The sequence below is a fragment of the Uliginosibacterium aquaticum genome (assembly GCF_012972705.2).
Lineage (GTDB): Bacteria > Pseudomonadota > Gammaproteobacteria > Burkholderiales > Rhodocyclaceae > Uliginosibacterium > Uliginosibacterium aquaticum.
The window spans coordinates 1,506,221-1,529,710 of sequence record NZ_JABCSC020000001.1 but is presented as its reverse complement, the minus strand read 5'-3'; the positions used below and the strand labels follow the sequence as shown (position 1 = coordinate 1,529,710).

Annotated in this window: 25 protein-coding genes; 15 read left to right on the top strand and 10 right to left on the bottom strand. The window is 62.0% G+C overall.

Annotated elements, in window-relative coordinates; translation table 11 throughout:
* Nucleotides 1-108: 108 nt before the first annotated feature.
* The 4 genes from HJ583_RS06790 to HJ583_RS06775 form a co-directional block, all read right to left on the bottom strand.
* Entirely contained in the window at nt 109-336 is a 228-nt protein-coding gene (locus HJ583_RS06790) for a Flp family type IVb pilin (protein WP_170021177.1), read from the bottom strand.
* A gap of 346 nt (nt 337-682) precedes the next feature.
* A complete protein-coding gene (locus HJ583_RS06785) occupies nt 683-1,375 on the bottom strand; it encodes a response regulator transcription factor (protein ID WP_170021176.1) in 693 nt (230 codons plus the stop codon).
* Between the two features lie 2 nt (nt 1,376-1,377).
* Nucleotides 1,378-3,066 (bottom strand): sensor histidine kinase, encoded by a 1,689-nt coding sequence (locus HJ583_RS06780; protein WP_170021175.1) that lies wholly within the window; start codon nt 3,064-3,066, stop codon nt 1,378-1,380.
* A 150-nt stretch (nt 3,067-3,216) separates the two neighbouring features.
* A complete protein-coding gene (locus HJ583_RS06775) occupies nt 3,217-4,194 on the bottom strand; it encodes an NAD(+)--dinitrogen-reductase ADP-D-ribosyltransferase (protein WP_170021174.1) in 978 nt (325 codons plus the stop codon).
* Nucleotides 4,195-4,352: 158 nt separating this feature from the next.
* Between HJ583_RS06775 and nifH the strand changes: the two genes are divergently transcribed.
* The 15 genes from nifH to HJ583_RS06700 all read left to right on the top strand — a co-directional run bounded on the left by nifH (nt 4,353) and on the right by HJ583_RS06700 (nt 17,891).
* Nucleotides 4,353-5,234: a nitrogenase iron protein gene (nifH, locus tag HJ583_RS06770; RefSeq protein WP_101942994.1), complete on the top strand. Its 882-nt coding sequence runs from the start codon at nt 4,353-4,355 to the stop codon at nt 5,232-5,234.
* Between the two features lie 116 nt (nt 5,235-5,350).
* A complete protein-coding gene (nifD, locus tag HJ583_RS06765; protein ID WP_170021173.1) occupies nt 5,351-6,823 on the top strand; it encodes a nitrogenase molybdenum-iron protein alpha chain in 1,473 nt (490 codons plus the stop codon).
* A gap of 116 nt (nt 6,824-6,939) precedes the next feature.
* Nucleotides 6,940-8,535, top strand: a complete 1,596-nt coding sequence (gene nifK / locus HJ583_RS06760; protein ID WP_170021172.1) for a nitrogenase molybdenum-iron protein subunit beta — start codon at nt 6,940-6,942, stop codon at nt 8,533-8,535.
* Between the two features lie 96 nt (nt 8,536-8,631).
* The gene (gene nifT / locus HJ583_RS06755; RefSeq protein ID WP_101942998.1) at nt 8,632-8,853 is read left to right on the top strand and encodes a putative nitrogen fixation protein NifT; all 222 of its coding nucleotides are present in this window, start codon (nt 8,632-8,634) and stop codon (nt 8,851-8,853) included.
* Nucleotides 8,854-8,875: 22 nt separating this feature from the next.
* Complete coding sequence (locus HJ583_RS06750; RefSeq protein ID WP_101943200.1) at nt 8,876-9,073, top strand: 4Fe-4S binding protein; 198 nt, start codon at nt 8,876-8,878, stop codon at nt 9,071-9,073.
* A 91-nt stretch (nt 9,074-9,164) separates the two neighbouring features.
* Entirely contained in the window at nt 9,165-9,887 is a 723-nt protein-coding gene (locus HJ583_RS06745; RefSeq protein ID WP_170021171.1) for a dinitrogenase iron-molybdenum cofactor biosynthesis protein, read from the top strand.
* The gene (locus HJ583_RS06740; protein ID WP_170021170.1) at nt 9,884-10,162 is read left to right on the top strand and encodes a DUF6129 family protein; all 279 of its coding nucleotides are present in this window, start codon (nt 9,884-9,886) and stop codon (nt 10,160-10,162) included. The genes HJ583_RS06745 and HJ583_RS06740 overlap by 4 nt, the downstream gene beginning before the upstream one ends.
* Entirely contained in the window at nt 10,152-10,481 is a 330-nt protein-coding gene (gene cowN, locus HJ583_RS06735; RefSeq protein ID WP_170021169.1) for a N(2)-fixation sustaining protein CowN, read from the top strand. The genes HJ583_RS06740 and cowN overlap by 11 nt, the downstream gene beginning before the upstream one ends.
* A 19-nt stretch (nt 10,482-10,500) precedes the next feature.
* Complete coding sequence (locus tag HJ583_RS06730) at nt 10,501-10,698, top strand: hypothetical protein (RefSeq protein WP_170021168.1); 198 nt, start codon at nt 10,501-10,503, stop codon at nt 10,696-10,698.
* A 52-nt stretch (nt 10,699-10,750) separates the two neighbouring features.
* Nucleotides 10,751-11,317, top strand: coding sequence for a hypothetical protein (locus HJ583_RS06725; protein WP_170021167.1), 567 nt, complete (start codon nt 10,751-10,753; stop codon nt 11,315-11,317).
* Between the two features lie 265 nt (nt 11,318-11,582).
* Entirely contained in the window at nt 11,583-12,179 is a 597-nt protein-coding gene (locus HJ583_RS06720; protein WP_170021166.1) for an NAD(P)H-dependent oxidoreductase, read from the top strand.
* A 248-nt stretch (nt 12,180-12,427) separates the two neighbouring features.
* Entirely contained in the window at nt 12,428-13,711 is a 1,284-nt protein-coding gene (locus HJ583_RS06715; protein ID WP_170021165.1) for a nucleotide sugar dehydrogenase, read from the top strand.
* A 16-nt stretch (nt 13,712-13,727) separates the two neighbouring features.
* Complete coding sequence (locus tag HJ583_RS06710) at nt 13,728-14,705, top strand: NAD-dependent epimerase/dehydratase family protein (protein ID WP_170021164.1); 978 nt, start codon at nt 13,728-13,730, stop codon at nt 14,703-14,705.
* Between the two features lies 1 nt (nt 14,706).
* On the top strand, nt 14,707-16,086 hold the full coding sequence (locus HJ583_RS06705; RefSeq protein WP_170021163.1) for a glycosyltransferase family 2 protein: 1,380 nt from the start codon (nt 14,707-14,709) through the stop codon (nt 16,084-16,086).
* Complete coding sequence (locus HJ583_RS06700) at nt 16,083-17,891, top strand: tetratricopeptide repeat protein (protein WP_170021162.1); 1,809 nt, start codon at nt 16,083-16,085, stop codon at nt 17,889-17,891. The genes HJ583_RS06705 and HJ583_RS06700 overlap by 4 nt, the downstream gene beginning before the upstream one ends.
* Nucleotides 17,892-17,962: 71 nt before the next feature.
* Here HJ583_RS06700 and HJ583_RS06695 read toward each other — a convergent pair whose 3' ends face one another.
* The 6 genes from HJ583_RS06695 to HJ583_RS06670 all read right to left on the bottom strand — a co-directional run bounded on the left by HJ583_RS06695 (nt 17,963) and on the right by HJ583_RS06670 (nt 23,388).
* Nucleotides 17,963-18,961 (bottom strand): MBL fold metallo-hydrolase, encoded by a 999-nt coding sequence (locus tag HJ583_RS06695; RefSeq protein ID WP_170021161.1) that lies wholly within the window; start codon nt 18,959-18,961, stop codon nt 17,963-17,965.
* A 131-nt stretch (nt 18,962-19,092) separates the two neighbouring features.
* Nucleotides 19,093-19,926, bottom strand: coding sequence for a helix-turn-helix domain-containing protein (locus HJ583_RS19315; protein WP_170021160.1), 834 nt, complete (start codon nt 19,924-19,926; stop codon nt 19,093-19,095).
* 102 nt (nt 19,927-20,028) lie between these two features.
* A complete protein-coding gene (gene modC, locus HJ583_RS06685) occupies nt 20,029-21,108 on the bottom strand; it encodes a molybdenum ABC transporter ATP-binding protein (protein WP_170021159.1) in 1,080 nt (359 codons plus the stop codon).
* Nucleotides 21,105-21,785, bottom strand: a complete 681-nt coding sequence (gene modB / locus HJ583_RS06680; RefSeq protein WP_101943018.1) for a molybdate ABC transporter permease subunit — start codon at nt 21,783-21,785, stop codon at nt 21,105-21,107. Before modB ends, modC begins: the two co-directional genes overlap by 4 nt.
* Before the next feature lie 8 nt (nt 21,786-21,793).
* A complete protein-coding gene (modA, locus tag HJ583_RS06675) occupies nt 21,794-22,537 on the bottom strand; it encodes a molybdate ABC transporter substrate-binding protein (protein WP_170021158.1) in 744 nt (247 codons plus the stop codon).
* 35 nt (nt 22,538-22,572) lie between these two features.
* Complete coding sequence (locus HJ583_RS06670) at nt 22,573-23,388, bottom strand: TOBE domain-containing protein (RefSeq protein ID WP_235943704.1); 816 nt, start codon at nt 23,386-23,388, stop codon at nt 22,573-22,575.
* Between the last annotated feature and the right edge of the window lie 102 nt (nt 23,389-23,490).

Sequence of the window (23,490 nt, the reverse complement as noted above, 5' to 3'; positions counted from 1 at the left end):
GGTTTCCACCTCGCGGTGGTCAATCGTCCAGACCTGGCACTCCTGCCTGACCTGAAGCTCTCCTGCCGGCAGAAGCCGACATTCCTTGATTCCATTCAAAGCGCCCAGCTACATCACTTCATCGAGCTTTTCAGCCACCATTTCCCACATCGCCAGTACCGATCCGCTCAGGACGACTACGCTGGCTGAAATGACAACTGCAATCAGCGAAGCCATCAGCGCGTATTCGATTGCGGTCGCGGCGCTTTCATCCGCCAGGAGTTCTGCCCACGAACTACTGCTTCCAGTGGGCGAATCCTTGCAGAGCGATGAAGCAGATGGAGTAGCGGATTTCATGATGTGAACGCCCCTTCCTTGTGCTCACTATAGGCAGCTGAAAGCCCCTTCCCATGGATGTTTTCCCGCAATCAAGGGGTGACAAGACGCCCGCTGCGGACATGACATTTGTCATCCCGGAAGACGAAGATTCAAGCAAGGGAAACTATGCCCTGCACGGCGAAAGAAAGCCGGCACCACACGCTGCAGCGAGGCATTCCGAGGCTTACGAAGAACAGACAGAACCAATACGAATGAGTATGTTCGAATGAGCGATTAGTGAACTGCTTCACGGAACAGGTGCCGCCGCAGGCTGGCGAGTTGCGCCAGTAGGCTCCGTTACATCTTGTGTCAGGGAAAGAACGCCTCACGGCTGCTCGCCGCCCTCACCAAGGCCATGTTCACTGGCGAAGGCAAAGAGATCGATGCGGTTGCGCACCCCCAGCTTTTCGTAGAGGGCGCTCAGTTGATTGCGCAGAGTGTGCTCACCAACCTGCAGTAGGGCGGCGATGTCGGCCGTACGCGCGCCAGGGCTGGCCAGCAGGGTGCGGATGATGCTGCGCTCGCGCGCCGTCAGGGCGGCAATCCGGCGTTCGCTGTCGTCCATGACCGGCGCCTCCATGTTCGGCGCGATCAGGCTCAGCATGCCGTCCATGAGCCGCTGATCCAGCCACAACCCACCTGCATGAACATGCTCGATGGCCTGCAGGACGACCTCCGCCGGCTCATCCTTGAGCACGACACCGCGCGCGCCGGCACTGATGGCGGCGCGGTGCGAAGCGGGATGACGATCCCCGGTGAGGATCAGCACGCGCGCCTCACAAAGCTGGCGCAGATAGGGCAGGCTCGCCAGGCTGCTCTCGCCGTTGAGATCTAGATCCAGAAGCACCACATGTGGCCGGGCGCGTTTGGCCCCGGCCAGCAACTCATTGCTGCTAGCGGCTGTAGCCACCACCTCCATGGCCGGAGCTGCACTCTCGACAAGACGCTGCAAGCCCCACAGGATGGCCTTGTGGTCATCAACGAGCATTACGCGGATCGGAGCAGCGGTCTCATTCATGCTCACTCCAGCGGAATCGAAACGATCACGGTGCTGCCAAGCGCATCGGCCTCCACCCGGGTACTTCCGCCCAAGGCCGCCGCCCGCTCCGAGATCGATCGTGGCACGAAGCTGCGAACTTCACCGGCCTCCTCACGTTGGTCACGCACGCGCAGGATCAGCACGCCCTCCTCGCTGCTCAGCGAAATACTGGCACGGCGCGCCTGGGCATGGCGACGCAGATTGGCCAGCCCTTCGGCCACGAGATGAAACAGCTCGCCGGCAACACGCCGGTCTACCGGCAACTTGCCATCGATGGCCACTTCGACCGCGATCCCGAAGAGCTGCGAGAAACGCTCGGCCTGGCGTTGCACCGCCCCCGCCAGCAACGCCCCCGCCTGGCCCGGAGCGCCGCGCAGGCCACTCACTACCTGACGCATGCTGGCCAGCTCCCCGGTAACCATCTCCTGCAGCCGTAGCAGGCTGTCATGAACGGGATTCTCTGGCCCGGCCTCGCGGACCAGGGCCTCTACGGCAAACTTCAAACCGATGTAGGGCTGCACCGCACTATCGTGCAGATCGCGACCAATGCGCGCCCGCTCGCCATCGGCCGCTTCGCTCGAGAGGCGTTCAAGCAGCAGGGCATTCTCGAGTGAGGGCGCCAGCTGGTCGGCAAGATGCACCAGCATCCGCAGGCTGCTCACGGGCAGGTTGCCGCACGTCCCCGTCAGCACCAGGCGCAGGCTACCGATGCCGCGAAAGACCAGTGGCACGCAGAGGATGGCAGGCTCCCCGAGCAAGGCTGCCAGCTGGCGGATCTGTGGCTGCAGTTCCGCCGGCGCGGCCTCAAGCTCTCCAGCCAGCGCCAGCATGGCACTCCGCTCGCCTCGCCACCAGTGACGACGGCCCTGCCAGGCAAAAGCCAGATCCGACGGCAGTGTGGCGAGCTGCTCGACCAGCGGGCCACCGACCGCGGCCGGCAACTCGTCGCAGCCCTCAGCCGCCTCCCAGCACAGCACCCGCGCCTCGTCCTCGAAGCTGCGCATCACCAGCAAGGCCCCGCCGGCCTTGTACTCCAGCGCGATCCGTTCGATCAGCGTCGGCAACAGGGATCTCAAGCCGGGGCGCGGGTCAATGCTGTCGACGAGATAGGCCGCGAACTCATAGGCCCGCCTCACGCCGGCCTCGGCACGGGCCAGCACGGCCACCAGGGGCCCGGTCACCATGAGCGCCACAGGCAGGGCCAGCAAGACCGGCAAGGGCAGCCCCGGCAAACGCAACAGCAAGACCACCATCGCCGCACAGCTGCCGAAAGCGGCCAGCAGCACGCTCTCGCCCAGGCCTTGGCGCCAGGATGCAAACAGCACCGGAAAGAACAGGAACAGGAAGTAGTGCACGCCGGCTTCGCCAGCCAGAGCCATCAGCGCAATGAACCACAGCGCGTCCAGCCAGGGCATATGCGCCTCCCAGCGCGAACCCTTCTGGCCGGCCCCCCAGAGCAGGACTCCAGCATAAATGCTGAAGCTCATGACGCCGGCAGTGAGCGGCAATCGCACGTTCTCCGGGCTATCCAGCAGGAGCAGGCCGGCTACGATGGCCAGTACCGCGCGCACCACTTCGGCAACATGGTGGTCATGCTCCAGCAGACGCGCAGCGCGTGCCTGCGCCACCCTGGCACCCGCCGCTTCGCCTCGCTCTCGCCATGAATGCATGACGTCCCCTAGCTGAGAACCCCGGCTTTCAGTGTAGTCGTCGATCCGCGCGAATGAGCCTGCTCTCGAACAGCGCTTGCCCACAAGGGGTGGCCGGTCAGCAAAGCCTGCTTCCTGCGAGGGACCATGAGTCAGCTTCGCGGCTGGCGCTCACAAACGCCTGACTTCATAGACTCCGCCCACCACCAGCGCTTCGCCCTCCCCCTGCAGCTTGCCCGGCATCACTTGCGCACAGCAGATGATCTTGGTCAGAGGAACCTCGGTGGCAATCACGTGATCGCCGAACTCGCCGGCCCGCTCGAAGTCGGTGGAAAAGGAGTTCACGTTATTGAGCAGCAGGATGGATTCGCGCTTTCCTCCCGAAACCCGCTCGCCCAGGATTTCGTGCGCTTCCCAGCGATTCACGCCGCGATAGAGACGAAAGTGCTGCGTTTCCGGATAGCGGCGGGCCAGCTCGATCTGGGTAAAGGTGTAGACCAGATCAAGCTGGGATTCGAGGGCATTGGTGTTGTAGAGCCCGGTGGCCCGCTGCTCGAGATAGAGGCGGTAGGGCTCGCTGGAGAAATCACGGATCGGGGCGCGGTGATGGCGCGGCAGCAGGCCGAAGCGGGATTCCACCCAGGCTTTCAGCACCGCGCCTTCAACACTGTCGGAGTTGAAATGCCAGCCACGGATGAGTTTCAGGTAATTGAGCTTGCCGCGGTTCTTCGCCATACCCGGCGCGAAACCAGCGTCCTCCAGCGACTCCAGCCGGAAACACATCGTCATGTAGTCGTGAAAAAGCTGCACGCGCTCTTCTGCCGTTTCGCGGGTATTGAGCATGCGGAAGAAATCGCGGTGCAGCTCATGCACCCCGTCAAGCATCAGCGGCGCAGGCGTGTGCTGATAGGTCAGGCTGCCCAGAATCACCGCCGGCAGGTTGCAACGATTGATCGGCAAGCGGGCCCAGCTCGGCAAAGTGGGATTGTCGTGAGCAGTGCCCCCATTTGTGCCTTCGGCATCAAGCCGGCCCGTGCGGGGGCTGGAAAGGTCCTGGGGCTGCCCGGCGATATCCCCTCCAACCTTGTCGCCATCCCTACACAGTACCGGGGCTTTGTCGCAAGCCGCACTGCCTGAGGAATCATTCATTTCGGGCTTTCTCCTTGCCACACAAGGCTTTGGGTGGATTTTCAGGCATCTGGCACGAGCGTTGCGACTTGTAGTGCGAGCCGTCAGGCCAGTGTCGCAGGAAATCACGCAACACACATGCCTGACCCCCGACTCACTGTTCCACAAGGAGAAGCACCATGGCAAAACTGCGTCAATGCGCAATTTACGGCAAGGGTGGTATCGGAAAATCCACCACTACCCAGAACCTCGTGGCCGCACTGGCCGAGGCGGGCAAGAAGGTCATGATCGTTGGTTGCGATCCGAAGGCCGACTCTACCCGTCTGATCCTGCACGCAAAAATGCAGAACACCGTCATGCAGCTAGCCGCTGACGCCGGTTCCGTGGAAGACCTGGAACTGGAAGACGTGCTGCAGGTGGGTTTCAAGGGCGTGAAATGCGCCGAATCCGGTGGCCCGGAGCCGGGCGTGGGTTGCGCCGGCCGCGGCGTGATTACCGCCATCAACTTCCTTGAAGAAGAAGGCGCTTACGAGGAAGACTTGGACTTCGTGTTCTACGACGTGCTGGGTGACGTGGTGTGTGGCGGTTTCGCCATGCCGATCCGTGAAGGCAAGGCACAGGAAATCTACATCGTCGTGTCCGGCGAAATGATGGCCATGTACGCCGCCAACAACATCTCCAAGGGCATCGTGAAGTATGCCAACTCGGGTGGTGTGCGCCTCGCAGGCCTGATCTGCAACAGCCGCAACACCGACCGCGAAGATGAACTGATCGAAGCGCTGGCCGCCAAGATCGGCACCCAGATGATCCACTTCGTGCCGCGTCACAACGTGGTGCAGCACGCCGAGATCCGCCGCATGACGGTGATCGAGTATGACCCGACCCACGGCCAGGCCGACCAGTACCGCGAACTGGCTCGCAAGATCGTGGAAAACAAGAAGTTCATCATCCCCAACCCGCTCGAAATGGAAGAGCTGGAAGAGCTGCTGATGGAGTTCGGGATCATGGAAGTGGAAGACGAAAAGATCGTCGGCAAGACCGCCGCCGAACTGGCTGCCTGACCACAAGCAAAGCATCAAACAAGACGTCATTCCGGCCTGTGCCGGGGTGACGCCAGAGTGAATATTCAACGCTTGTGCCCCGTGGCGCGCTATAGCCCGGTGCAAAGGAGAATCAAATGTCTGAGCTCACCCGCGAGCAAGCCCAGGCCCTCATTGAAGAGGTGCTGGAGGTTTATCCCGAGAAGGCCAAGAAGGACCGTGCCAAGCACCTGATGGTGAATGACAAGTCCATCGAGCAATCCAAGAAGTGCATCACCTCCAACCGCAAGTCGCTGCCGGGCGTGATGACCCAGCGCGGCTGCGCCTACGCAGGCTCCAAAGGCGTGGTGTGGGGTCCGATCAAGGACATCATCGACATTTCGCACGGCCCCGTTGGCTGTGGCGCTTACTCGCGTGGTGGCCGACGCAACTACTTCTCCGGCACCTCAGGTGTGGATTCCTTCTGCGACATCAACTTCACCTCTGACTTCCAGGAAAAGGACATCGTGTTCGGCGGCGACAAGAAGCTCGCCAAGCTGATCGATGAACTGGAAGGCCTGTTCCCGCTCTCCAAGGGCATCTCGGTGCAATCCGAATGTCCGGTCGGCCTGATAGGTGACGATATCGAAGCCGTCTCCAAGAAAAAAGCGGTTGAAATCGGCAAGACCATCATCCCGGTGCGCTGCGAAGGCTTCCGCGGCGTGTCGCAATCGCTCGGTCACCATATCGCTAACGATGCGGTGCGCGACTTCATCATTTCCAACCGCGACGAACAAGCCTTCGAAGGCACGCCGTATGACGTAGCCATCCTCGGTGACTACAACATCGGCGGCGACGCCTGGGCCTCGCGCATCCTGCTCGAAGAGATGGGCCTGCGCGTGGTGGCCCAGTGGTCCGGCGACGGCACCCTCACCGAAATGGAAAACACCCCCAAGGTGAAGCTGAACCTCCTCCACTGCTACCGCTCGATGAACTACATCGCGCGCCACATGGAAGAGAAGTACAACATTCCCTGGCTGGAATACAACTTCTTCGGCCCGACCAAGATCAAGGAGAGCCTGCGCGAAATTGCTTCGCACTTCGACGAAAAGATCCAGGAAGGTGCCGAGCGCGTCATCGCCAAGTACACCCCGGCCATGGACGCGATCATTGCCAAGTTCAAGCCGCGCCTCGAGGGCAAGAAGGTCATGCTCTACGTGGGTGGCCTGCGGCCGCGCCACACCGTGGGTGCTTACGAAGATCTGGGCATGGAAGTGATCGGTGCCGGTTACGAGTTCGCGCACAATGATGACTACGACCGCACCATGAAGGAAATGAAGGACGCCACCCTGATCTATGACGATGTCACTGGCTACGAGTTTGAAGAATTCGTGCGTCAGTTGAAGCCCGATCTGATCGGCTCCGGCATCAAGGAAAAGTACGCCTTCCACAAGATGGGCGTGCCCTTCCGCCAGCTCCACTCCTGGGATTACTCCGGCCCGTATCACGGCTTCGATGGTTTCGCCATCTTCGCCCGCGACATGGACATGACCGTGAATAACCCGTGCTGGAACATGCTCAAGGCGCCCTGGCTCAAGGATGAGGCCGAAGGCGAACTGAAGGCAGCCTAAGCCGGACCGTAGGGTGCGCGGTGCGCACCCTACCTATGAGCCGCGGCATGTATGCGCCGCGATCAATCAAGCTTCGCCCGCGTCCACAGCTAGTTGGCCGGGCAAGGAGATACAAGATGCAAACCGTCGAAGATACCAAGACCTGTTTCCCGCTCTTCAACGAACCGGAATACCAGGACCTGCTCGCCAAGAAGCGCGAGCTGTGGGAAGAAATGCCCTCCAAGGACAAGGTCGCCGAAACCTTCGCCTGGACGACCACTCTGGAATATCAGGACCTGAACTTCAAGCGCGAAGCGCTGACGATCAACCCGGCCAAGGTCTGCCAGCCGCTTGGCGGCGCCCTGTGCGGCATGGGCTTCGAGAAGACCATGGTGTACATCCACGGTTCGCAAGGCTGCGTGGCTTACTTCCGCACCTACTTCAACCGTCACTTCAAGGAGCCGATCGCCTACATCGCCGACTCGATGACGGAAGACGCTGCGGTGTTCGGCGGTCAGAAGAACGTGCATGAAGGCCTGCAGAACGCCACCAAGCTCTACGGCGCGAAGATGATCGCGGTGTGCACCACGTGTATCGCCGAAGTGATCGGTGACGACCTGGGCGCCTTCATCGGCAACGCCCGCAAGGAAGGCTATGTGGATAAGGATTTCCCGATCCCCTACGCCAACACTCCGTCCTTCGTCGGCTCCCACATCACTGGCTGGGACAACATGTTCGAAGGCATCGTGAGCTACTTCACGGCAGGCGTGGATGAAGCCACTGGCCAGGCCACCACGAAAGTGCCGGCCACCCCAGGCAGCAACGGCAAGATCAACATCGTGCCGGGCTTCGAAACCTACCTGGGCAACTACCGCGTGATCAAGCGCTACATGCGCGAGATGGGCGTGGGCTACAGCTTCCTGTGCGACCCGGAAGAGGTGCTCGACACCCCGGCCAACGGCGAATACGAAATGTATGCCGGCGGCACGACCATTGAAGAAGTGGTGGATGCTCCGAACGCCATCACCACCTTCATGCTCCAGCCCACCAGCCTGGAAAAGAGCCGCAAGTTCGTGGAAGGCACCTGGAGCCACGAAGTACCGAAGATCAACATCCCGATGGGGGTGGAGTGGACCGACGAGTTCCTGATGAAGGTCTCGGAAGTCACCGGCAAGCCGATCCCGGAATCGCTGCTGAAGGAACGTGGCCGCCTGGTCGACATGATGACCGACTCCCACGCCTGGCTGCATGGCAAGAAGATGGCCGTGTTCGGTGACCCGGACTTCCTGCTGGGCCTCGTCAAGGTGATGCTGGAACTGGGTATCGAGCCGACCCACATCCTCTGCAACAACAGCAACAAACGCTGGGAAAAGCGGATGAAGGCCCTGCTCGAATCTTCGCCCTACGGCGTGCATGGCAAGGTGTATGCGGGTTACGACTTGTGGCACATGCGCAGCCTGTGCTTCACCGACAAGCCTGATTTCATCGTCGGCAGCACCTACGGCAAGACCATCCAGCGCGACACCCTGCACAAGGGGCCGGAATTCGAAGTGCCGCTGATCCGTATCGGCTTCCCGATCTTCGATCGTCACCACCTGCACCGCATGACCACGCTGGGTTACGAGGGCGGCATGTACCTCGTCACCACGCTGACCAACGCAGTGCTGGAGCAACTCGACGAGAAGACCAAGTTCATGGCCGACACGGACTACAACTTCGACATCGTTCGCTAACCCAAGCTTAGGGCGCGCACTGCGCACCACCGTACCCGCGCATACGGTGCGCGGTGCGCACCCTACAACGCCTAACCCAGCACCCGGTACTTCCCCATGGCCAACATCATGGTTCGTAAAAGCGCAGACGGCGGTCTCTCGTTCTACCTGCCCAAACGCGACATCGAGGACAGCATCACCTCCATCGAATTCGACTCCCCGGAAAAATGGGGCGGCGAAATCAAGCTGGGGAACGGGGGCGTCTATTACATCGATCCGATCCCCGCGCCACGCCTGCCCATTTCCGTACGGGCCAGGCGTGTAGATGGCGTGGAATGAACCTGAGACCAAGGAGCACATCATGGCAATGAAAATCCTCGTCGCCGAATGCAGCAGCTGTGGCGACTGCATCCCGGTCTGCCCGACCAATTCGATCTTCGACAAGGGCGGCATCGTCAAGATCAAGGCCGATACCTGCAACGAATGCGAAGACGGTGACGATGGCCCCAAGTGCCAGGCCACCTGTGCTTCGGGTGATGCCTGCATTGTTTACATGTAATCGGCCTACCGTAGGGTGCGCACCGCGCACCATTTGAGCGGCTCACGCACGGTACGCAATGCGCACCTACGCCCTACCCAGGAGCACCATCATGAGCACCAATTCGTCCATCACCCGCGAAGCCGCACTGCGCATTGGTCTGGCGGCGCTCGAACTGAAGGTCACGCCACGTGAGCTGACCCTTGCGATCGCCGAGAAGATCGACCTGCCCCTCACCGAAACCAAGCTCGCCACCTGCTCGGTCGAGTTGCTGCGCGAAGCCATGGATGGCGATGGTGGCATCTGCCAGATGGAGAAGGAAGATCTCAAGCGCGCCGTGCGCCTGCTATGGGGTGAAGGCGTATCCGGCAGTGACCTGCCGGCGCTGGATGCCTACCTCGAAGGCGACATGCCCGGTTCGATCCGTCTCGCCTGCGCATCGAATACCGGCGAAATCCTGGATGGGCACTTCGGCAGCTGCGAACGTTTCCTGATCTATCAGGTTTCGGCCAGTGAATCCCGCCTGATCGGCATCCGCCCGACCCTCGACACCGAAACTGCCGAGGACAAAAACGTCGCCCGCGCAAATCTGATCGCCGATTGCGATGTGCTCTACGTGCAATCCATCGGTGGTCCGGCCGCCGCCAAGGTCATCCGCGCCAGCGTGCATCCGGTGAAGATCCCGCAGACCGGCCCGGCCCGTGCCAGTGTCGCCCGTCTGCAGGCAAGCCTTGCCAGCCCGCCGCCCTGGCTGGCCCGGGTGATGGGCATGGAGCCCCCCTCACTGGCCCAGTTTGCCAGCATGATCGATGAGGCCGAGGAGGAGGAAGCATGAGCCTCACACCGGAGTTTCTCGACACCGTGTGCCACGCACTTGCCAACGGCAATGCCCGCCGCCCGGGCGTGGACGCCGAGCTGCGCGAGGCCTTTCCCGGCCTCGTCTTCAAGGTCTGCGACGACAATGACATCCCTTCGCGCCTCAAACCGGTAGCCGAAGGAGAAGGCTTTGCGCTGTATGCCATCAACACCGGCGAGCACTGCGCCGCCCTCACCGCCCAGCTTGAAGGCGCAGGCGGCCTTGCGATCGGACTGCTCAACGATGAGGAATGACGTCCCCTGCCCCTGCCTGCAGGAGGCCGCCGATGAAAGCGGCGAGGCGCGTGATCGCTACGTGAGTTTCGTCGGCCTCGATTGCAACGGCCAGGCCCGCAAGCTGGTGGGCATGCTGCGCCCCTACATGGAGCAGCCTGAGTACAGCAATCCATTCTGGACACTGTTTGCGAAGAAGCTCTCTCCCATCAGCGGGCCGCGCCATGACGAGCTGTTCCTGATCCATGCGCACATCAACATCCTGCGCGACCAGCTGGAAACCTTGAACGATGTCGAAGCCCTGCAGCTGCTCGACAAGATCGAAATGGAATGCTGCTGAAGCCTCTGGAGAAACCCTCATGTGCCAAGGAAAGCCCGCAGGCGAAGCCCAGAACCTGCACGAGAAATTCTGTGCTGCTACCCATGGCGTGCCCTGCAAGGCCGCGCATGCCATCGGCTCGCTGTTCAATCTGATCCTCGGGCGCACGCCGAAAAATGATTGCTGCAGCGGCCCCGGTCAGCAAACCGGCTGCGATTGCAAGCCGGGTCAATCCTGAATCACGCCCTCAGCGCAGACCACGCCATTACCCACTCCCGAAGGATTTGAAAATGTTGCTGAAGAAATACGAAGAAGCCGGCCATCTGTTCAACGCCAACCTGTTCGAAGCCTGCAGCGATGGCAAACTCGAAGCCTATCGTGGCGAACTGATCCTGCTGGAAGGTGCCATGCTCGATACCTCCGGCCGCCGCAAGCCGCCCCTGAAAGTGCTGCAGCAGGCTGCCATGCTGGCCGACGACAGTCAGCTCAAGTTTTTCACCGGCATGCTCGACGACGTGGCCGATGTGCCCACACTGCTCGAACGCTATGGCAAGGACATGGCTGCCGACACCCTGAGCGTGATCTTCGTGGTGAACATCAACAAGCCGGCCATCTTCGATCACTACACCAGCACCGTGTACCTGATCCCGATGGACGATGGCCTGCCCTGGTCCGAGCTGATGCAACTGGCCGGACTCGAGAAGGCTGACGTGAAGAGCCTCTCCTCGCCGGACAAGATTCAGGCCGTATATCGCGAGCTGACCAGCTTCCGCCCGCGCAATGCCGTCAGCGTGGCACTGGCCGACGTGCCAGCGCTCTCGAACGGCAAGCAGCGCGAGATGCGCGGCGCGGTGTAGCACCACCACTGCGGCTCAGAAGCTGTTCACGATCTGTAGCGAGAGACCGTCAGCAGGGTGAAAAGCAGCCCGGGAACCGGAGTTTATGTTGATAAATGAGGATTCCGAGCAGCGCATGAACCCTGATCACGACCTCGCAGTAAGATCGTAAACAGCTTCTCAGGCCGCGCACACCCCTGGATGGCCGACTCAAACCGGCCCTACAAAACCGGCAAGTCCTGGCCGCGAATGAGTGTCCCACGGACTCCTTCAGCCCAAGCACACCATGAAAATCCTGATTGTTCTCGCTCACCCCCAACCCGGCAGCTTCAATCATGCACTTGCAGACACGGTGCGCAGCACCCTCGAGGCAGCCGGCCATCAGGTTTCCCTGCGCGACCTCTACGCTGAAGGCTTTGACCCGTTGTTCACCCCGGAGGAGCTCACGCGCGGTCATCAGCCAGGCGCTCAGGTGCGTGAGCACATCGACCTGCTGCTCAACGCCGACAGCATCGTAGTGATTCACCCCAACTGGTGGGCACAAGCACCGGCCATCCTCAAAGGCTGGCTGGACCGCGTACTGAGAGCCGGCGAAGCCTATCGATTCGGCACCAATGAAAAAGGTGAAGGCGTGATCATCGGCTTGCTCAAAGCCAAGGCTGCGCTGGTATTTACAACCTCGAACACCCCGCGCGAAGCCGAGTTGCGCCTCTACGGCGATCCGCTGGATAACTTCTGGAAAGCCTGCGTATGGGGCTTCTGCGGCGTACCACTCGTAAGCCGGCGCAACTTCGAATCCATCATCGTCAGCACACCGGAGCAGCGCGCCGGCTGGCTGGCCGAGGCGGCAGCGCTCACGCGATCAGTACTGCTGGCGGACTGAAGCTGCCGCATCACCGCCTCATCGGCCCCGGATCCAGGGGCAAAACATACGCAACGGTATCCATACTTCATTTCTGCGCCGAGCCGCTTCAGCCAAGGCATCCCACCCTTCTGATGCCATCTGCCTGTATGACGGTGATCCCCCGTCTGAACGTTTTTTAACAAATTCCACCACACACCGCTGCTAGCTTGGATTAGCGGGCGTTGTGCAAGCCGCAGCCCGCCTAAAAGAACAAGGAGGGCTGTTCGGTGACGCTCAGGATTGCGGTCGTCGGATTGGGATATGTGGGTCTGCCGCTGGCGGTTGAATTCGGCAAACGCTATCCCGTCGTGGGTTTCGACATCTCGGCACGGCTCATACGTGACTATGCCAACGGGATCGATCCGCACGGCAACCTCACCCCGGACGCACTTGCCGGTGCCACGCGGCTCAGCTTCAGTTGCGCGCCGCAAGCGCTGCGTGAAGCGGACGTTTACATCATCGCAGTCCCCACTCCGGTCAACATCGCCCATCAACCGGATTTCGGTCCGCTGATTGCCGCCAGCCAAACGGTCGGCTCGGTGCTCAGACGTGGCGCCATCGTCGTGTACGAATCGACTGTCTATCCGGGGGCCACCGAAGAAGTCTGTGTTCCCGAACTTGAACGCGCCTCCGGCCTGAGCTGGCCTGAGGACTTTCATGTGGGCTACTCCCCCGAGCGGATCAACCCGGGCGACGCGGTGCACGCCCTCACCGAAGTCATCAAGATCGTCTCCGGCGACAGCCCTGAGACCCTTGCGCGCATTGCCGCCCTCTACGAATCCATCCTGCCCAAGGGTGTCTATCGCGCCTCTTCGATCAAGGTTGCCGAAGCCGCCAAGGTCATCGAGAACACCCAGCGTGATCTGAACATCGCACTCATGAACGAGCTGGCCATCATCTTCCACCAGGCCAGCATCGATACCGCAGAAGTCCTGGATGCCGCCGGCACCAAGTGGAACTTCCTGCCCTTCCGCCCGGGCCTGGTGGGCGGGCACTGTATCGGTGTCGATCCCTATTACCTCACCTACAAGGCCGAAACGCTCGGCTACTTCCCGGAGGTGATCCTGGCCGGGCGGCGCATCAACGATCACATGGGCAAGTTCGTGGCTGAGCAGACCGTCAAGAACATCATCCAGGCCGGCTTTCCTGTACATGACGCAGTAGTCAGCGTCCTCGGCCTGAGCTTCAAGGAGAACTGCCCGGACCTGCGCAACACACGGGTGCTGGACATCATCAAGGAGTTGCGCAGCTATGGCATCCGCGTTCAGGTGCATGACCCCGTCGCCTGCGCCGAAGAGGCTCTGGACGAATACGGCGTGGAGCTCGTGCCCTGGCAATCCCTGCGCGCTTCGCAAGGCTTGATCCTTGCCGTGGCGCACAGTGCCCTGCTCGATCGCCCGCTCGCGGATTACCGCACCAAGCTCGTGCCCGGCGGCGTCTTCGTCGATGTGAAAAGCAGTTTCAATGCAGCCACCCTGCGCAGCCTCGGCTATCGCGTCTGGCGCCTCTAGGCGGGAGAGAGAGAGCATGCATGTACTGGTCACAGGCGGCGCAGGCTTCATCGGCTCTCATCTCGTGGAGCGCCACATGCAGCAGGGCGATTCGGTACATGTGGTGGATAACCTCAGTACCGGCCAGCGCACCAACATCCAGCCCTGGGTCGGCAGTCCCAAGTTCCAGTTTGACGAAGCCGACATCCTCACCTGGGGCGGGCTCGAAAAAGCCAGCGCCTGGGCCGATCGCATCTACCACCTGGCTGCCGTGGTCGGCGTGTTCCGCGTGCTGGAAGATCCGGTGCGGGTACTCGCCACCAACATCGCCGGCACCGAACGCCTGCTGCGCTTCGCCTCGGCCGGGCACTGGAAACCCCAGATCATCATCGCCTCCTCTTCCGAGGTGTATGGCCCGACCAGCGCCCCACTACTGGAGGAAGAGGCAATGCTCTATGTGCACTCGGGCGGCAAGTCTCGCTGGAGCTATGCCATCAGCAAGCTCAGCAACGAAACCCAGGGCCTCGCCTATGCCCGTCAGCACGAGCTACCGATCTGCATCGTGCGCCTCTTCAACACGATCGGCCTGCGCCAGCGCGGGCAATATGGCATGGTGGTGCCGCGCTTCGTGCAGCAAGTGCTCCGCGGCGGGCCGCTCACGATCTATGGCGATGGCCAGCAGACGCGCTCTTTCTGCGATGCACGCGACACCGCTGCCGCTCTTGATGCCCTGGCCGGCCTGCCCGGCGCTGCAGGCGAGATCGTAAACGTGGGCAATGACCGCGAGATTTCGATCCGCGCACTGGCTGACCTGGTGTGCGAACGGGCGCAGCGCCCTGTCGAAAAAAAATTCCTCAGCTATGTTGAAGCCTACGGCGAGCAGTACGACGACATCCAGCGCCGCCGCCCCTCACTGGCCAAGCTGCAAAGGCTGACCGGGTTCAGGCATCGATGGACGCTGGAGAGCACTCTGGACGAACTCATCGCGCAACACCGCGACGGAAGCGAGGCATGAGATGGCGTCAATCTCAACATTCTTCCTCAGCCCGAACACCATTCTGAGCATTCTCGGTCTGGTGCACGGCCCAGACAAAACCACCCCGACCCCGGCCGAAGACTGGCGCGCGGCACGGGTGAACGTGGTCATCCCGGCCCTGAACGAAGAGGCCAACATCGTGCTGTGCCTAGCCTCGGTCGCGCGCCAGAGCAAGCGACCGGAAAAGATCATCCTGGTCGACGATGGCAGCAAGGATCGCACCATCGAATTCGCACAGCGCTTTGCCCAGCTCAAGGGCATGGAGGTGATGATCATTCCGCGTGCTCACCCTATCGGCAAGACGCCCACGATCAAGCGCCAGGCCCGTGAGTTCGATGCCGATGTGGAGTTCATCCTTGATGGCGACACCGTACTGGAGTCCGACAATTACATCGAGCGCGCCGTAGAGGAGCTCTACCAGGGCAAGGGCATCGCCTCGGCCTGCGGCACCATCCTGCCTCTGCGCGATCGTGATCGCCAGAAACAGCTCGCCCACAGCCCGGCACTGCAGAAATTCGTCGAGGCCGTACCCGATTCGATGGTGTTCCCCAAAGTGAGCTGGCTACACCATCTGCAGCGTGGCATCAGCAATCTGTACCGCGAAGTGCTCTACATGCTGCTGCAGCGTTTCATCTACCGTGGCCAGCTGGTTTTCTTCGGCAGCATCCTGAATCCGGTGGGCTGCGCCGTGGCCTACCGCCGCCAGTACGTGAAGGATGTGTTCGATCAGTACGAGCCCCTCCTCGGGGATGACCTCACCAACTCCGAAGACATCTTCATCGGCTTCGCCATGCTCAACCACGGCTACCGCAACATCCAGCTCACCGATGTAGTGGCCCGCTCACTCGAACCCGAGGTTTCCCGCCTGCCGCGTCAGCTCTACCTGTGGTCCTCCTCCTTCCTGCAAACCTGCTATTACTTTGACGGACTCATGCGCAGCCCCTTCAAATCCTTCAAGCGCTGGAACAAGGAGCGCAGCACCCCGAAGGACATCCTCAACAAGCGCAAAATCTTCGAGCAATACCGCCAGCCTTTCGGCGACGACTACACCCGCCAGTACGGCCGGCCGATAGGCTGGGTAATGTTCATGTCAGCCGTGGAGAAGATCTTCTTCCCCGTCAGCATGATCATCATGCTGTTGCTGCAGATGTGGGAGGCGCTCCTCATCACCATCGCCTTCGAAAGCTTCGTGGCGCTGTTCGCGCTGGTCGCCGCAGCCAAGGGCAACCGCCTCGAGTTCCTGCTCAAGGGCATCCTGCTGACGCCCGTGCGCTACTTCGTGATCCTGTTCGACTTCATCACCATGCTGCGCTTTGCGGGCGACATCTGGATCTTCAAGGACAAACGGTGGCGCAAATGAAGAAACTCTTCCTGATCTGCCTGCTCGCCTCAGCCCAGCCTTTCGCTGCACTGTCTGCTGCCGTACCGGATGACGGCCTGAAAGCCGAAATGGCCGGCAACTGGGAGGGCGCAATCCTCATCTATCGCCGCGCGCTCGCCACCGAACCCGGCCAGAGCGAGCTGTGGCTGCGCCTGGCCGACATCCATGGCCATCTCAAGCAGTACGAGCAGGCCAGTGCAGCACTCGAGCAAGCCTGCCGTCTGCAGCCGGATGAGCCGACGCTGTGGCACAAGCTCTCGCAGAGCCAGTCGATGGCGGGCAATCGCGATGGCGCACTCGCTTCGATCAACAAGGCAGTGGAGCTCGCGCCCGAAAATCTCGACTATCTGCGCGCCAAGGCCGAGCTTGCCAAGTGGGCCGGTGATCGGCCCGCTGCGATAGATGCCTACCAGCGTATTGCTCAACGCACGGGCAGCGATACCGAGACCATTCTCGGCGTGGCCCGCCTCGATGCCTGGGGCGGCCAGCTCGACAAAGCCGTCAGCGGCTACAAACGCTATCTCGAAATCGAACCAGCACAGAAAGAAGTGTGGCTCGAGCTGATCCGCACCGAAGGCTGGCGCGGTAACTACCCTGACGCGCTCGACGAGCTTGAGGACTATCGCGTGCATTTCGATGCAGACCGCGCCTACGACGAGCTGCGCGCCCGCTCACTGGCCTGGCTCGGCAAGAGCAAACCAGCGCTGGAAATCACCGACCGCCTGCTCAGCGCAACACCACATGACGCAGACATTCTGGCCATCCGTGCCATTGCCCTGCAGGCCGCCAACCGCCCGCGTGAAGCCCTCGAAACCCTGAGGCAGATCGAAACCCTGCTCCCCGACACGCGCGACACTGCCGATCTCGCCCTCTATCTGCGTACCCCGCAGCGCTCCTCGGTCACCGCCTATGCCGACTATGGCAAGGATTCGGATCAGGTGCACACCGGCCGCTGGGGCCTGGTCGGCGAATACGTAATGAGCCCGGAGACCCGCTTCCTGGCGGGTGGCGACTGGCAGAAGCTGAAGGCTGACAGCGGCAGCGGCCTCGACAACATCAATGGCGCACGCGACGCTGACTACCAGGGCGCCTGGATCGGTGCGCGCCACAGCTTCTCACCCGAGCTGAGCGGTGACCTGCGCCTGGGCGGTGCGGCCAGCGGTGACGCAGATGCCAGCCAGACTTACCGCGCCGGTCTCGATATCCGCGCCTCGGACGACTGGTGGCTGCGCCCCGAGATCGGGCAGGACTACTACGCCGTGTCACCACGCGCCCTCTCGCTGGGCATCGAGCGTCGCAATGCCCGCCTGCTCACGCGCTGGACGCCGGGCACCCGCTACACGGTGGAGAGTGAACTCGCCTACGACGATCTCTCCGACGGTAACCGCCGCTGGGAAGTATCCCTCGCGCCGCGCCGTGCCATGTGGCGCACCCAGTCCTTCAACATCGATCTGGGTGTGGCTGCGCGCTGGTTTGGCTTCAGCGACGATCTGGATCATGGCTACTACGATCCGCAGCACTATCAACGCTACGCGCTGACCGGCATGGGCTACTGGAAGCTCAACGACAACAATGCCATCGGCCTGTCACTCTCCTACGGGACCTACAAGGACAACACCCAGGACAGCTTCAAGCTCGGCGGTGATGCGGTGATACAGGGCTACTTCGGGATCTGGAGTAACTGGTATCTGCGCATGTACGCTTCGGTCATGAACAATGTGCGCCAGGCCAGTGGCGCCTATCAGGGTGGTAGCTTCGGCATGGCGCTGACACGGCGCTTCTGAGCGCCGCGCATGAAAAAAGGGGCTCCGTCACGGAGCCTCCGTTCGCTACGGCACAGCGCTGCGGATCTGTTTCAGCGATCCGAGCGGATCGGTCCGAACTCCACCGGCACCCAGGCATAGCCTTGGGCATCCTTGCGGATGCGCCCCAGGCCCGGGAAAGGCAGATGCGCACCGGCAATCCCCCACCCGGCCTTGGCCGCCTGCGCAAACAAGGCCTTGCGCGTAGCAATGGCCTTCTTCTGATCGGTATCGAACTCCAGCGAAACTTCCGGATGCATGAACTGCACCGCGTGGTTATGCACGATATCGCCCCACACCAGGAGCTTCTGAGTGCCGGAAGTGAGCAGATAGGAGCTGTGGCCAGGCGTGTGCCCATGCGTAGGCAGCACGCTCACACCCGCCACGATAGCCTCCCCCGCCTTGAAGGTGCGGAAGGTGCCGGCGGCCTGATAAGGCGCCACCGCCTCGCGTGCCATCCGGAAGAAAGGCTGGTTGCCTTCAGGTGCCGCAGCAGCGATTTTCTCGCTGAGCCAGAAGTCGGCATCTTCCTGCGCAGCCCACACCGTGGCCCGGGTAAAGGCCGGCTTGCCATCGGCGCCCAGAAGCCCGCACATGTGGTCCGGGTGCATATGCGTCAGGAGTACGGTATCGACGGCTTCCGGCGCATAGCCCGCGGCCCGTACATTCTCCAGCACGCGCCCGAGGGTCGGGCCGAAACAGCTGGCCGAACCGGCATCCACCAGGATCAGGCGTTCGCCGGTATGCACCAGATAGGCATTCACCGCGGTCTGCACACCCTTGCTGTCCTGCATGAACATGCGCGCCATCAGGCTCTGAATCTGCTGGGCACGCATGCCCTTGAGCAGCTTGCTGTCGAGATCGACATAACCGTCATACAGTGCGGTGACCTCAAAATCACCCACCGCGTAGCGATAGAAGCCGGGGACCTGGGTCTTGAGCTGGGCAGGCGGCGCGGCCAGCGCCGGAGCGGCACTCATGCCGGCGCCAAGGCTGGCCAGGGCCAGCGCGACACTCAAGAGCTGGCGGGAAAATGCGGGGCGGATAGTCATCTTTGTGTTCCTCTCCATGGCAGATACAGCAGGATTGATCACCCGGTAAGTCGGGTGGATGCAGCCAGTGTAGGGCCCTCGCCTGTCGCGAAACGCTCAAAAACACGCGCCAAGCGTTCAAGCCGGAGGCTTCAGGCGTTGCCGATCCGCGAGGGCTCCATCCCGTAACGTTCGGTAAAGCGCTTGCTGAAGCTGGACACCGATGCGTAGCCCACGCGCTGAGCCACCGTCTTGACCGGCAGGCGCGTCGAATAAAGCAGTTGCAGGGCATATGAGAGGCGGGCATTGGCGATCAGCTCGCGCAGGCTCGTGCCCTCCGCCGCAAGATGACGTCGCAGGGTAGCGCCGCTCATGGCCAGCGCCTCCTCGATCTCACCCGAACTCCACTCACGCTCAGGCCTCTGCGTCACCATGCTGCGAATCTGTGCCGCCAGGCTTGGCGGCGGACGATTGAGCAGGCCCTGATGGCCCAGCCGGCACAGATGCAGCACCACCCCGAGCATGGCATGGGCCGCAAGCGCTTCATCGCCGTGCCGCAAAGCCTCGCACCAGTCCTCCAGCGCGCCCAGCATGGGCAGCAGCGACACGGCAGCCACCGGACCTGGCTCCACTTGCGGCATTGCCGGCAGCAGCTGGCGGGCAGCTTCGAGCACGTTCTCGCACAGCACAATGCACATGGCGAGGTATTCACCGCTGTGCGGATCGGGGATGTTCTCCACGTCCACGCTGCGTGCGCCAGGCACCAGAAACAACTCACCGGTGTCGACACTGAGCCACTCCCCACCCTGCAGGGCGCGCTTGCGCCCCTGCAGGAGGAAGCCGATCGAAGGCCCCGGCACATCGAAGGCCTTGACCAGATGGGCACGGGAAGCCCGCACGCGCAAACAGGGCAAGGGCGTCTCGCTGCGCGCAAGATCAAGCAGGCGGCTGAGCACTTCATCCTGGCGCGAAATGGCGGCAGTCACGCGGCAAACTCCTCTGGAAAGCGGGCAGACGGCCCGGCAGCAGTTCTCAAGATAGCACGCGGCTCCGCTGCAATCCCTGCCCTCTGCCGGCCGCACGCTTGCTCAATCCAGCAGCGCCACCGCTTTCACCTGCGCCCACACTTTCTGCCCCACCAGCAGTCCGAGTTGCTCGGCCGAACGCCGCGTGATGCGGGCCAGCAGCGGCACGCCGGCAGCATCCAGGCCGACCAGGCATTGCGCCGGATCTTCAGCCGGGGCTATTCCGCTGAGCGTGCACGGGAAGCGATTCTGGATGCTGGAGGCATTATCACCACTCAATGCGATGCTGATGTCGCGCGCCACGATGCGCACCCGCACCGGGCTGCCTGCTGCCAGCGGGCGCTGCGAGACAAACAGCTCACCGCCAGCAAAGCCCAGGCGTGTTAGTTGCCAGGCCGGCTCGTGATCGAGCACCTGCGCCTCGATCACCACCCCGGCATCGTGATCGCGTGCCAGCGGGAGATCGAGCCGGGCCAACGTCTCGCCCAGCGGGCCACTGGCCAGCACCCGCCCCTGTTCCATCAGCACCAGATGATCGGCAAGGCGCGCAGCCTCTTCGATCTGATGGGTCACATACAGCACGGGGATATCCAGCTCATCGTGCAGGCTCTCAAGGTAAGGCAGGATCTCCTGCTTGCGTGCAGCATCGAGTGCCGACAGCGGCTCATCCATCAGCAGCAGGCGCGGGCGCGTCAATAAGGCCCGGGCAATCGCCACACGCTGGCGCTCGCCGCCAGAGAGGCCATCCGGCTTGCGCGCCAGCAAGTGCTCGATGCCAAAGCGTGCAGCCATCGCCCGGATCTCGTCCTCGTGTACGGCCCCTGTCGCACGCCTCATGCCGAAGGCCAGGTTGCCACGCACATCGAGGTGCGGAAACAGGCTGGCTTCCTGGAAAACGTAACCCAGCGAGCGCTGCCAGGTCGGCACGAAACGCCCGGCTTCGTCCTGCCAGCACTCGCCCTGCAGCGCGATGTGCGCCTGCTCCGCACGCTCAAGCCCGGCCACGCAGCGCAACAAGGTGGTCTTGCCGGAACCGGAGTGACCAAACAGCACCGTCACGCCACGCCCCGGCAATTGCAGATCGACATCCAGGGTAAAACCCGTGAAGGCATGCCGAACCCGGATCTTCATCGATTCGCTCATACGCCCCTCCTGCGCGAATCCGGATTCAGACTGTAGAGCAACAGCAGCACCAGGAAGGAGAAGGCCACCATGCCGGCCGACAACCAGTGCGCCTGCGCATATTCCAGCGCCTCGACATGATCGAAGATCTGCACCGAGACCACTCGCGTCTGCCCCGGAATGTTGCCACCGATCATCAGCACCACCCCGAATTCGCCCACCGTATGCGCAAAGCCCAGCACCGCGGCAGTCAGAAAACCGGGCCGCGCCAGGGGCAGAATCACCGACCAGAAACTGTCCCAGGGAGATGCGCGCAAGGTGGCGGCCACTTCGCGCGGACGGGCGCCGATGGCTTCGATGGCGTTCTGGATCGGCTGGACCACGAAGGGCAAGGAATAGAAGGTCGAGGCCAGCACCAGACCGCCAAAGGTGAAAGGCAGCAGGCCCAGCCCGAGGGACTGGGTCAGCTGGCCGAGGGGGCCGTTAGGCCCCATCAGCAAGAGCAGGTAGAAACCCAGCACGGTCGGTGGCAGCACCAACGGCATCGACACCAGGGCACTCGCCGCCCCACGCAGGCGCGATCGCGTATTGGCCAGCCACCAGGCCAGCGGCGTGCCAAGTAGCAGCAAGAGCGCCGTAACCGTGGTGGCCAGTTTCAGGGTGAGCCAGATGGCCGACCAGTCCTGGGTTTGCAGCATGCTTTTCCTCAGATGTCGTAACCGTAGGATTTGATCACGGCGAGCGCCTTGTCGCCCTTCAGATACTTCAGCAGCGCCTCAGCGGCGGGCTTGCCCGCGCCCTTGCCAAGCAGGATCGCATCCTGACGGATTGGCGTGTACTCGGAGGCGGGCACGATCCAGGCCGAGCCACTCTTCAGGGCGCCATCCTGCCAGACCTGCGACAGTGCCACGAAGCCCAGTTCGGCATTGCCGGTGCTGACAAACTGGAAGGCCTGCGAAATATTTTCCCCCTGCACGATCTTCGCCTGCAGGCTATCGAACACGCCTTGCTTCTTCATCAGCTCGATGGCCGCTGCCCCGTAAGGCGCAGTCTTCGGATTGGCCAGTGCCAGCTTAGCGAAATCCCCCTTCTTGAGCACCGCCCCCTTGTCATCGACCACGCCAGCCTTGGCGCTCCACAGCACCAGCTTGCCAATCGCATACGTGAAACGACTGCCTTTAAGCCCTGCGCCTTCGGCCTCCAGTTTTGCCGGGGTTTCGTCATCGGCGGACAGGAAGACCTCGAAGGGCGCACCGTTTTTTATCTGAGCATAGAAAGCGCCCGTCGCACCCGTGGACACCACGGCTCTATGGCCGGTGTCCTTCTCGAATTCGGCGGCTATCTTCTGCATCGGAGCCGTGAAATTGGCCGCCACGGCCACCTTCACTTCATCGGCCAGAACGGGTGAAACAAGGCCGATGGCGGCCAGCAGGGAAATCAGGACCTTCATGACGATGACCTTTCTTGACTACAGCAGGAGGAAACTCAATCAAAAGAACACAGCATCACGCTGGAAGCCTTGAACACCGCGCAGGCGCGCAAGCCTTCCTTCAAGCCAAGCTCATGCAGGGATTCGCGTGTGATCAGGGCGCTCACCGTGCGGCCGGCCGGCAGGCCCAGCACCACATCCACCGACACCGGTCCTTCGTGAATGCGCAGCACCTCACCCCACAACTGGTTGCGTGCCGAGATACGCAAGCTTTCATCTGTCATCAGGATCACCGCCGACGAATTGACCCAGGCATGCAGTTCCCGACCGATGGTCAGCTGCAACTGTTCGGCACCTTCGCGCGACACCTGGGCTACCACCTCGTTCATACCGTCAAAGCGGATGCCCACCTCGAAGGTCACTTCTCCGGCGCGCAAAGTAGTGACCGGGCCCACAAACTGGTTGCGGGCGCTGGGTGTCACGCCCACGCTGCGCATCAGGCGCCGCAGGGCTTGCGGATCTTCGCCGGCCGGATCGCTGAGGCTGGCGGTCACCCGGTCCAGCGCCAGCTGATATTCCGCTTCCATCGCCCGGTAAAGGCTCACCACACGCTTGCCATAAGCGGTCAGCAAGGTTCCGCCGCCATGCTTGCCACCGGCTGAGCGCTCCACCAGCGGCTCCTCGGCCAGATTGTTCATGGCATCCACGGCATCCCATGCGGCCTTGTAGGAAAGCGGCACCTCGCGCGCCGCCTGCGAAATAGAGCCGCACTGCTCGATGGCCTCCAGCAGGCGGATGCGGGTATCGCCGAGAAAACTGCCGGCGGCCAGATCGACACCGAAACGGCCAATCATGCGTGGGACTTTTTTCATGCCAGAAATGTCCGGTTTGTTCATATCGTTATATTCTCACCAATACAGCGAGTTGACTTGAATTGTGCTTATTCCAGATTCCGAATCCAGCCCCGTTATGGT

What these genes read in the sequence shown, in the direction of transcription:
- modA (WP_170021158.1), bottom strand. Translation starts at nt 22,537, where the DNA reads ATGAAGGTCCTGATTTCCCTGCTGGCCGCCATCGGCCTTGTTTCACCC.
- HJ583_RS06720 (WP_170021166.1), top strand. Translation starts at nt 11,583, where the DNA reads ATGAAAATCCTGATTGTTCTCGCTCACCCCCAACCCGGCAGCTTCAAT.
- HJ583_RS06725 (WP_170021167.1), top strand. Translation starts at nt 10,751, where the DNA reads ATGTTGCTGAAGAAATACGAAGAAGCCGGCCATCTGTTCAACGCCAAC.
- HJ583_RS06785 (WP_170021176.1), bottom strand. Translation starts at nt 1,375, where the DNA reads ATGAATGAGACCGCTGCTCCGATCCGCGTAATGCTCGTTGATGACCAC.
- HJ583_RS06705 (WP_170021163.1), top strand. Translation starts at nt 14,707, where the DNA reads ATGGCGTCAATCTCAACATTCTTCCTCAGCCCGAACACCATTCTGAGC.
- modC (WP_170021159.1), bottom strand. Translation starts at nt 21,108, where the DNA reads ATGAGCGAATCGATGAAGATCCGGGTTCGGCATGCCTTCACGGGTTTT.
- HJ583_RS06710 (WP_170021164.1), top strand. Translation starts at nt 13,728, where the DNA reads ATGCATGTACTGGTCACAGGCGGCGCAGGCTTCATCGGCTCTCATCTC.
- HJ583_RS06780 (WP_170021175.1), bottom strand. Translation starts at nt 3,066, where the DNA reads ATGCATTCATGGCGAGAGCGAGGCGAAGCGGCGGGTGCCAGGGTGGCG.
- HJ583_RS06695 (WP_170021161.1), bottom strand. Translation starts at nt 18,961, where the DNA reads ATGACTATCCGCCCCGCATTTTCCCGCCAGCTCTTGAGTGTCGCGCTG.
- nifT (WP_101942998.1), top strand. Translation starts at nt 8,632, where the DNA reads ATGGCCAACATCATGGTTCGTAAAAGCGCAGACGGCGGTCTCTCGTTC.
- HJ583_RS06750 (WP_101943200.1), top strand. Translation starts at nt 8,876, where the DNA reads ATGGCAATGAAAATCCTCGTCGCCGAATGCAGCAGCTGTGGCGACTGC.
- nifD (WP_170021173.1), top strand. Translation starts at nt 5,351, where the DNA reads ATGTCTGAGCTCACCCGCGAGCAAGCCCAGGCCCTCATTGAAGAGGTG.
- HJ583_RS06775 (WP_170021174.1), bottom strand. Translation starts at nt 4,194, where the DNA reads ATGAATGATTCCTCAGGCAGTGCGGCTTGCGACAAAGCCCCGGTACTG.
- HJ583_RS06740 (WP_170021170.1), top strand. Translation starts at nt 9,884, where the DNA reads ATGAGCCTCACACCGGAGTTTCTCGACACCGTGTGCCACGCACTTGCC.
- nifK (WP_170021172.1), top strand. Translation starts at nt 6,940, where the DNA reads ATGCAAACCGTCGAAGATACCAAGACCTGTTTCCCGCTCTTCAACGAA.
- HJ583_RS06670 (WP_235943704.1), bottom strand. Translation starts at nt 23,388, where the DNA reads ATGAAAAAAGTCCCACGCATGATTGGCCGTTTCGGTGTCGATCTGGCC.
- modB (WP_101943018.1), bottom strand. Translation starts at nt 21,785, where the DNA reads ATGCTGCAAACCCAGGACTGGTCGGCCATCTGGCTCACCCTGAAACTG.
- HJ583_RS06745 (WP_170021171.1), top strand. Translation starts at nt 9,165, where the DNA reads ATGAGCACCAATTCGTCCATCACCCGCGAAGCCGCACTGCGCATTGGT.
- HJ583_RS06790 (WP_170021177.1), bottom strand. Translation starts at nt 336, where the DNA reads ATGAAATCCGCTACTCCATCTGCTTCATCGCTCTGCAAGGATTCGCCC.
- cowN (WP_170021169.1), top strand. Translation starts at nt 10,152, where the DNA reads ATGAGGAATGACGTCCCCTGCCCCTGCCTGCAGGAGGCCGCCGATGAA.
- HJ583_RS06730 (WP_170021168.1), top strand. Translation starts at nt 10,501, where the DNA reads ATGTGCCAAGGAAAGCCCGCAGGCGAAGCCCAGAACCTGCACGAGAAA.
- HJ583_RS06700 (WP_170021162.1), top strand. Translation starts at nt 16,083, where the DNA reads ATGAAGAAACTCTTCCTGATCTGCCTGCTCGCCTCAGCCCAGCCTTTC.
- nifH (WP_101942994.1), top strand. Translation starts at nt 4,353, where the DNA reads ATGGCAAAACTGCGTCAATGCGCAATTTACGGCAAGGGTGGTATCGGA.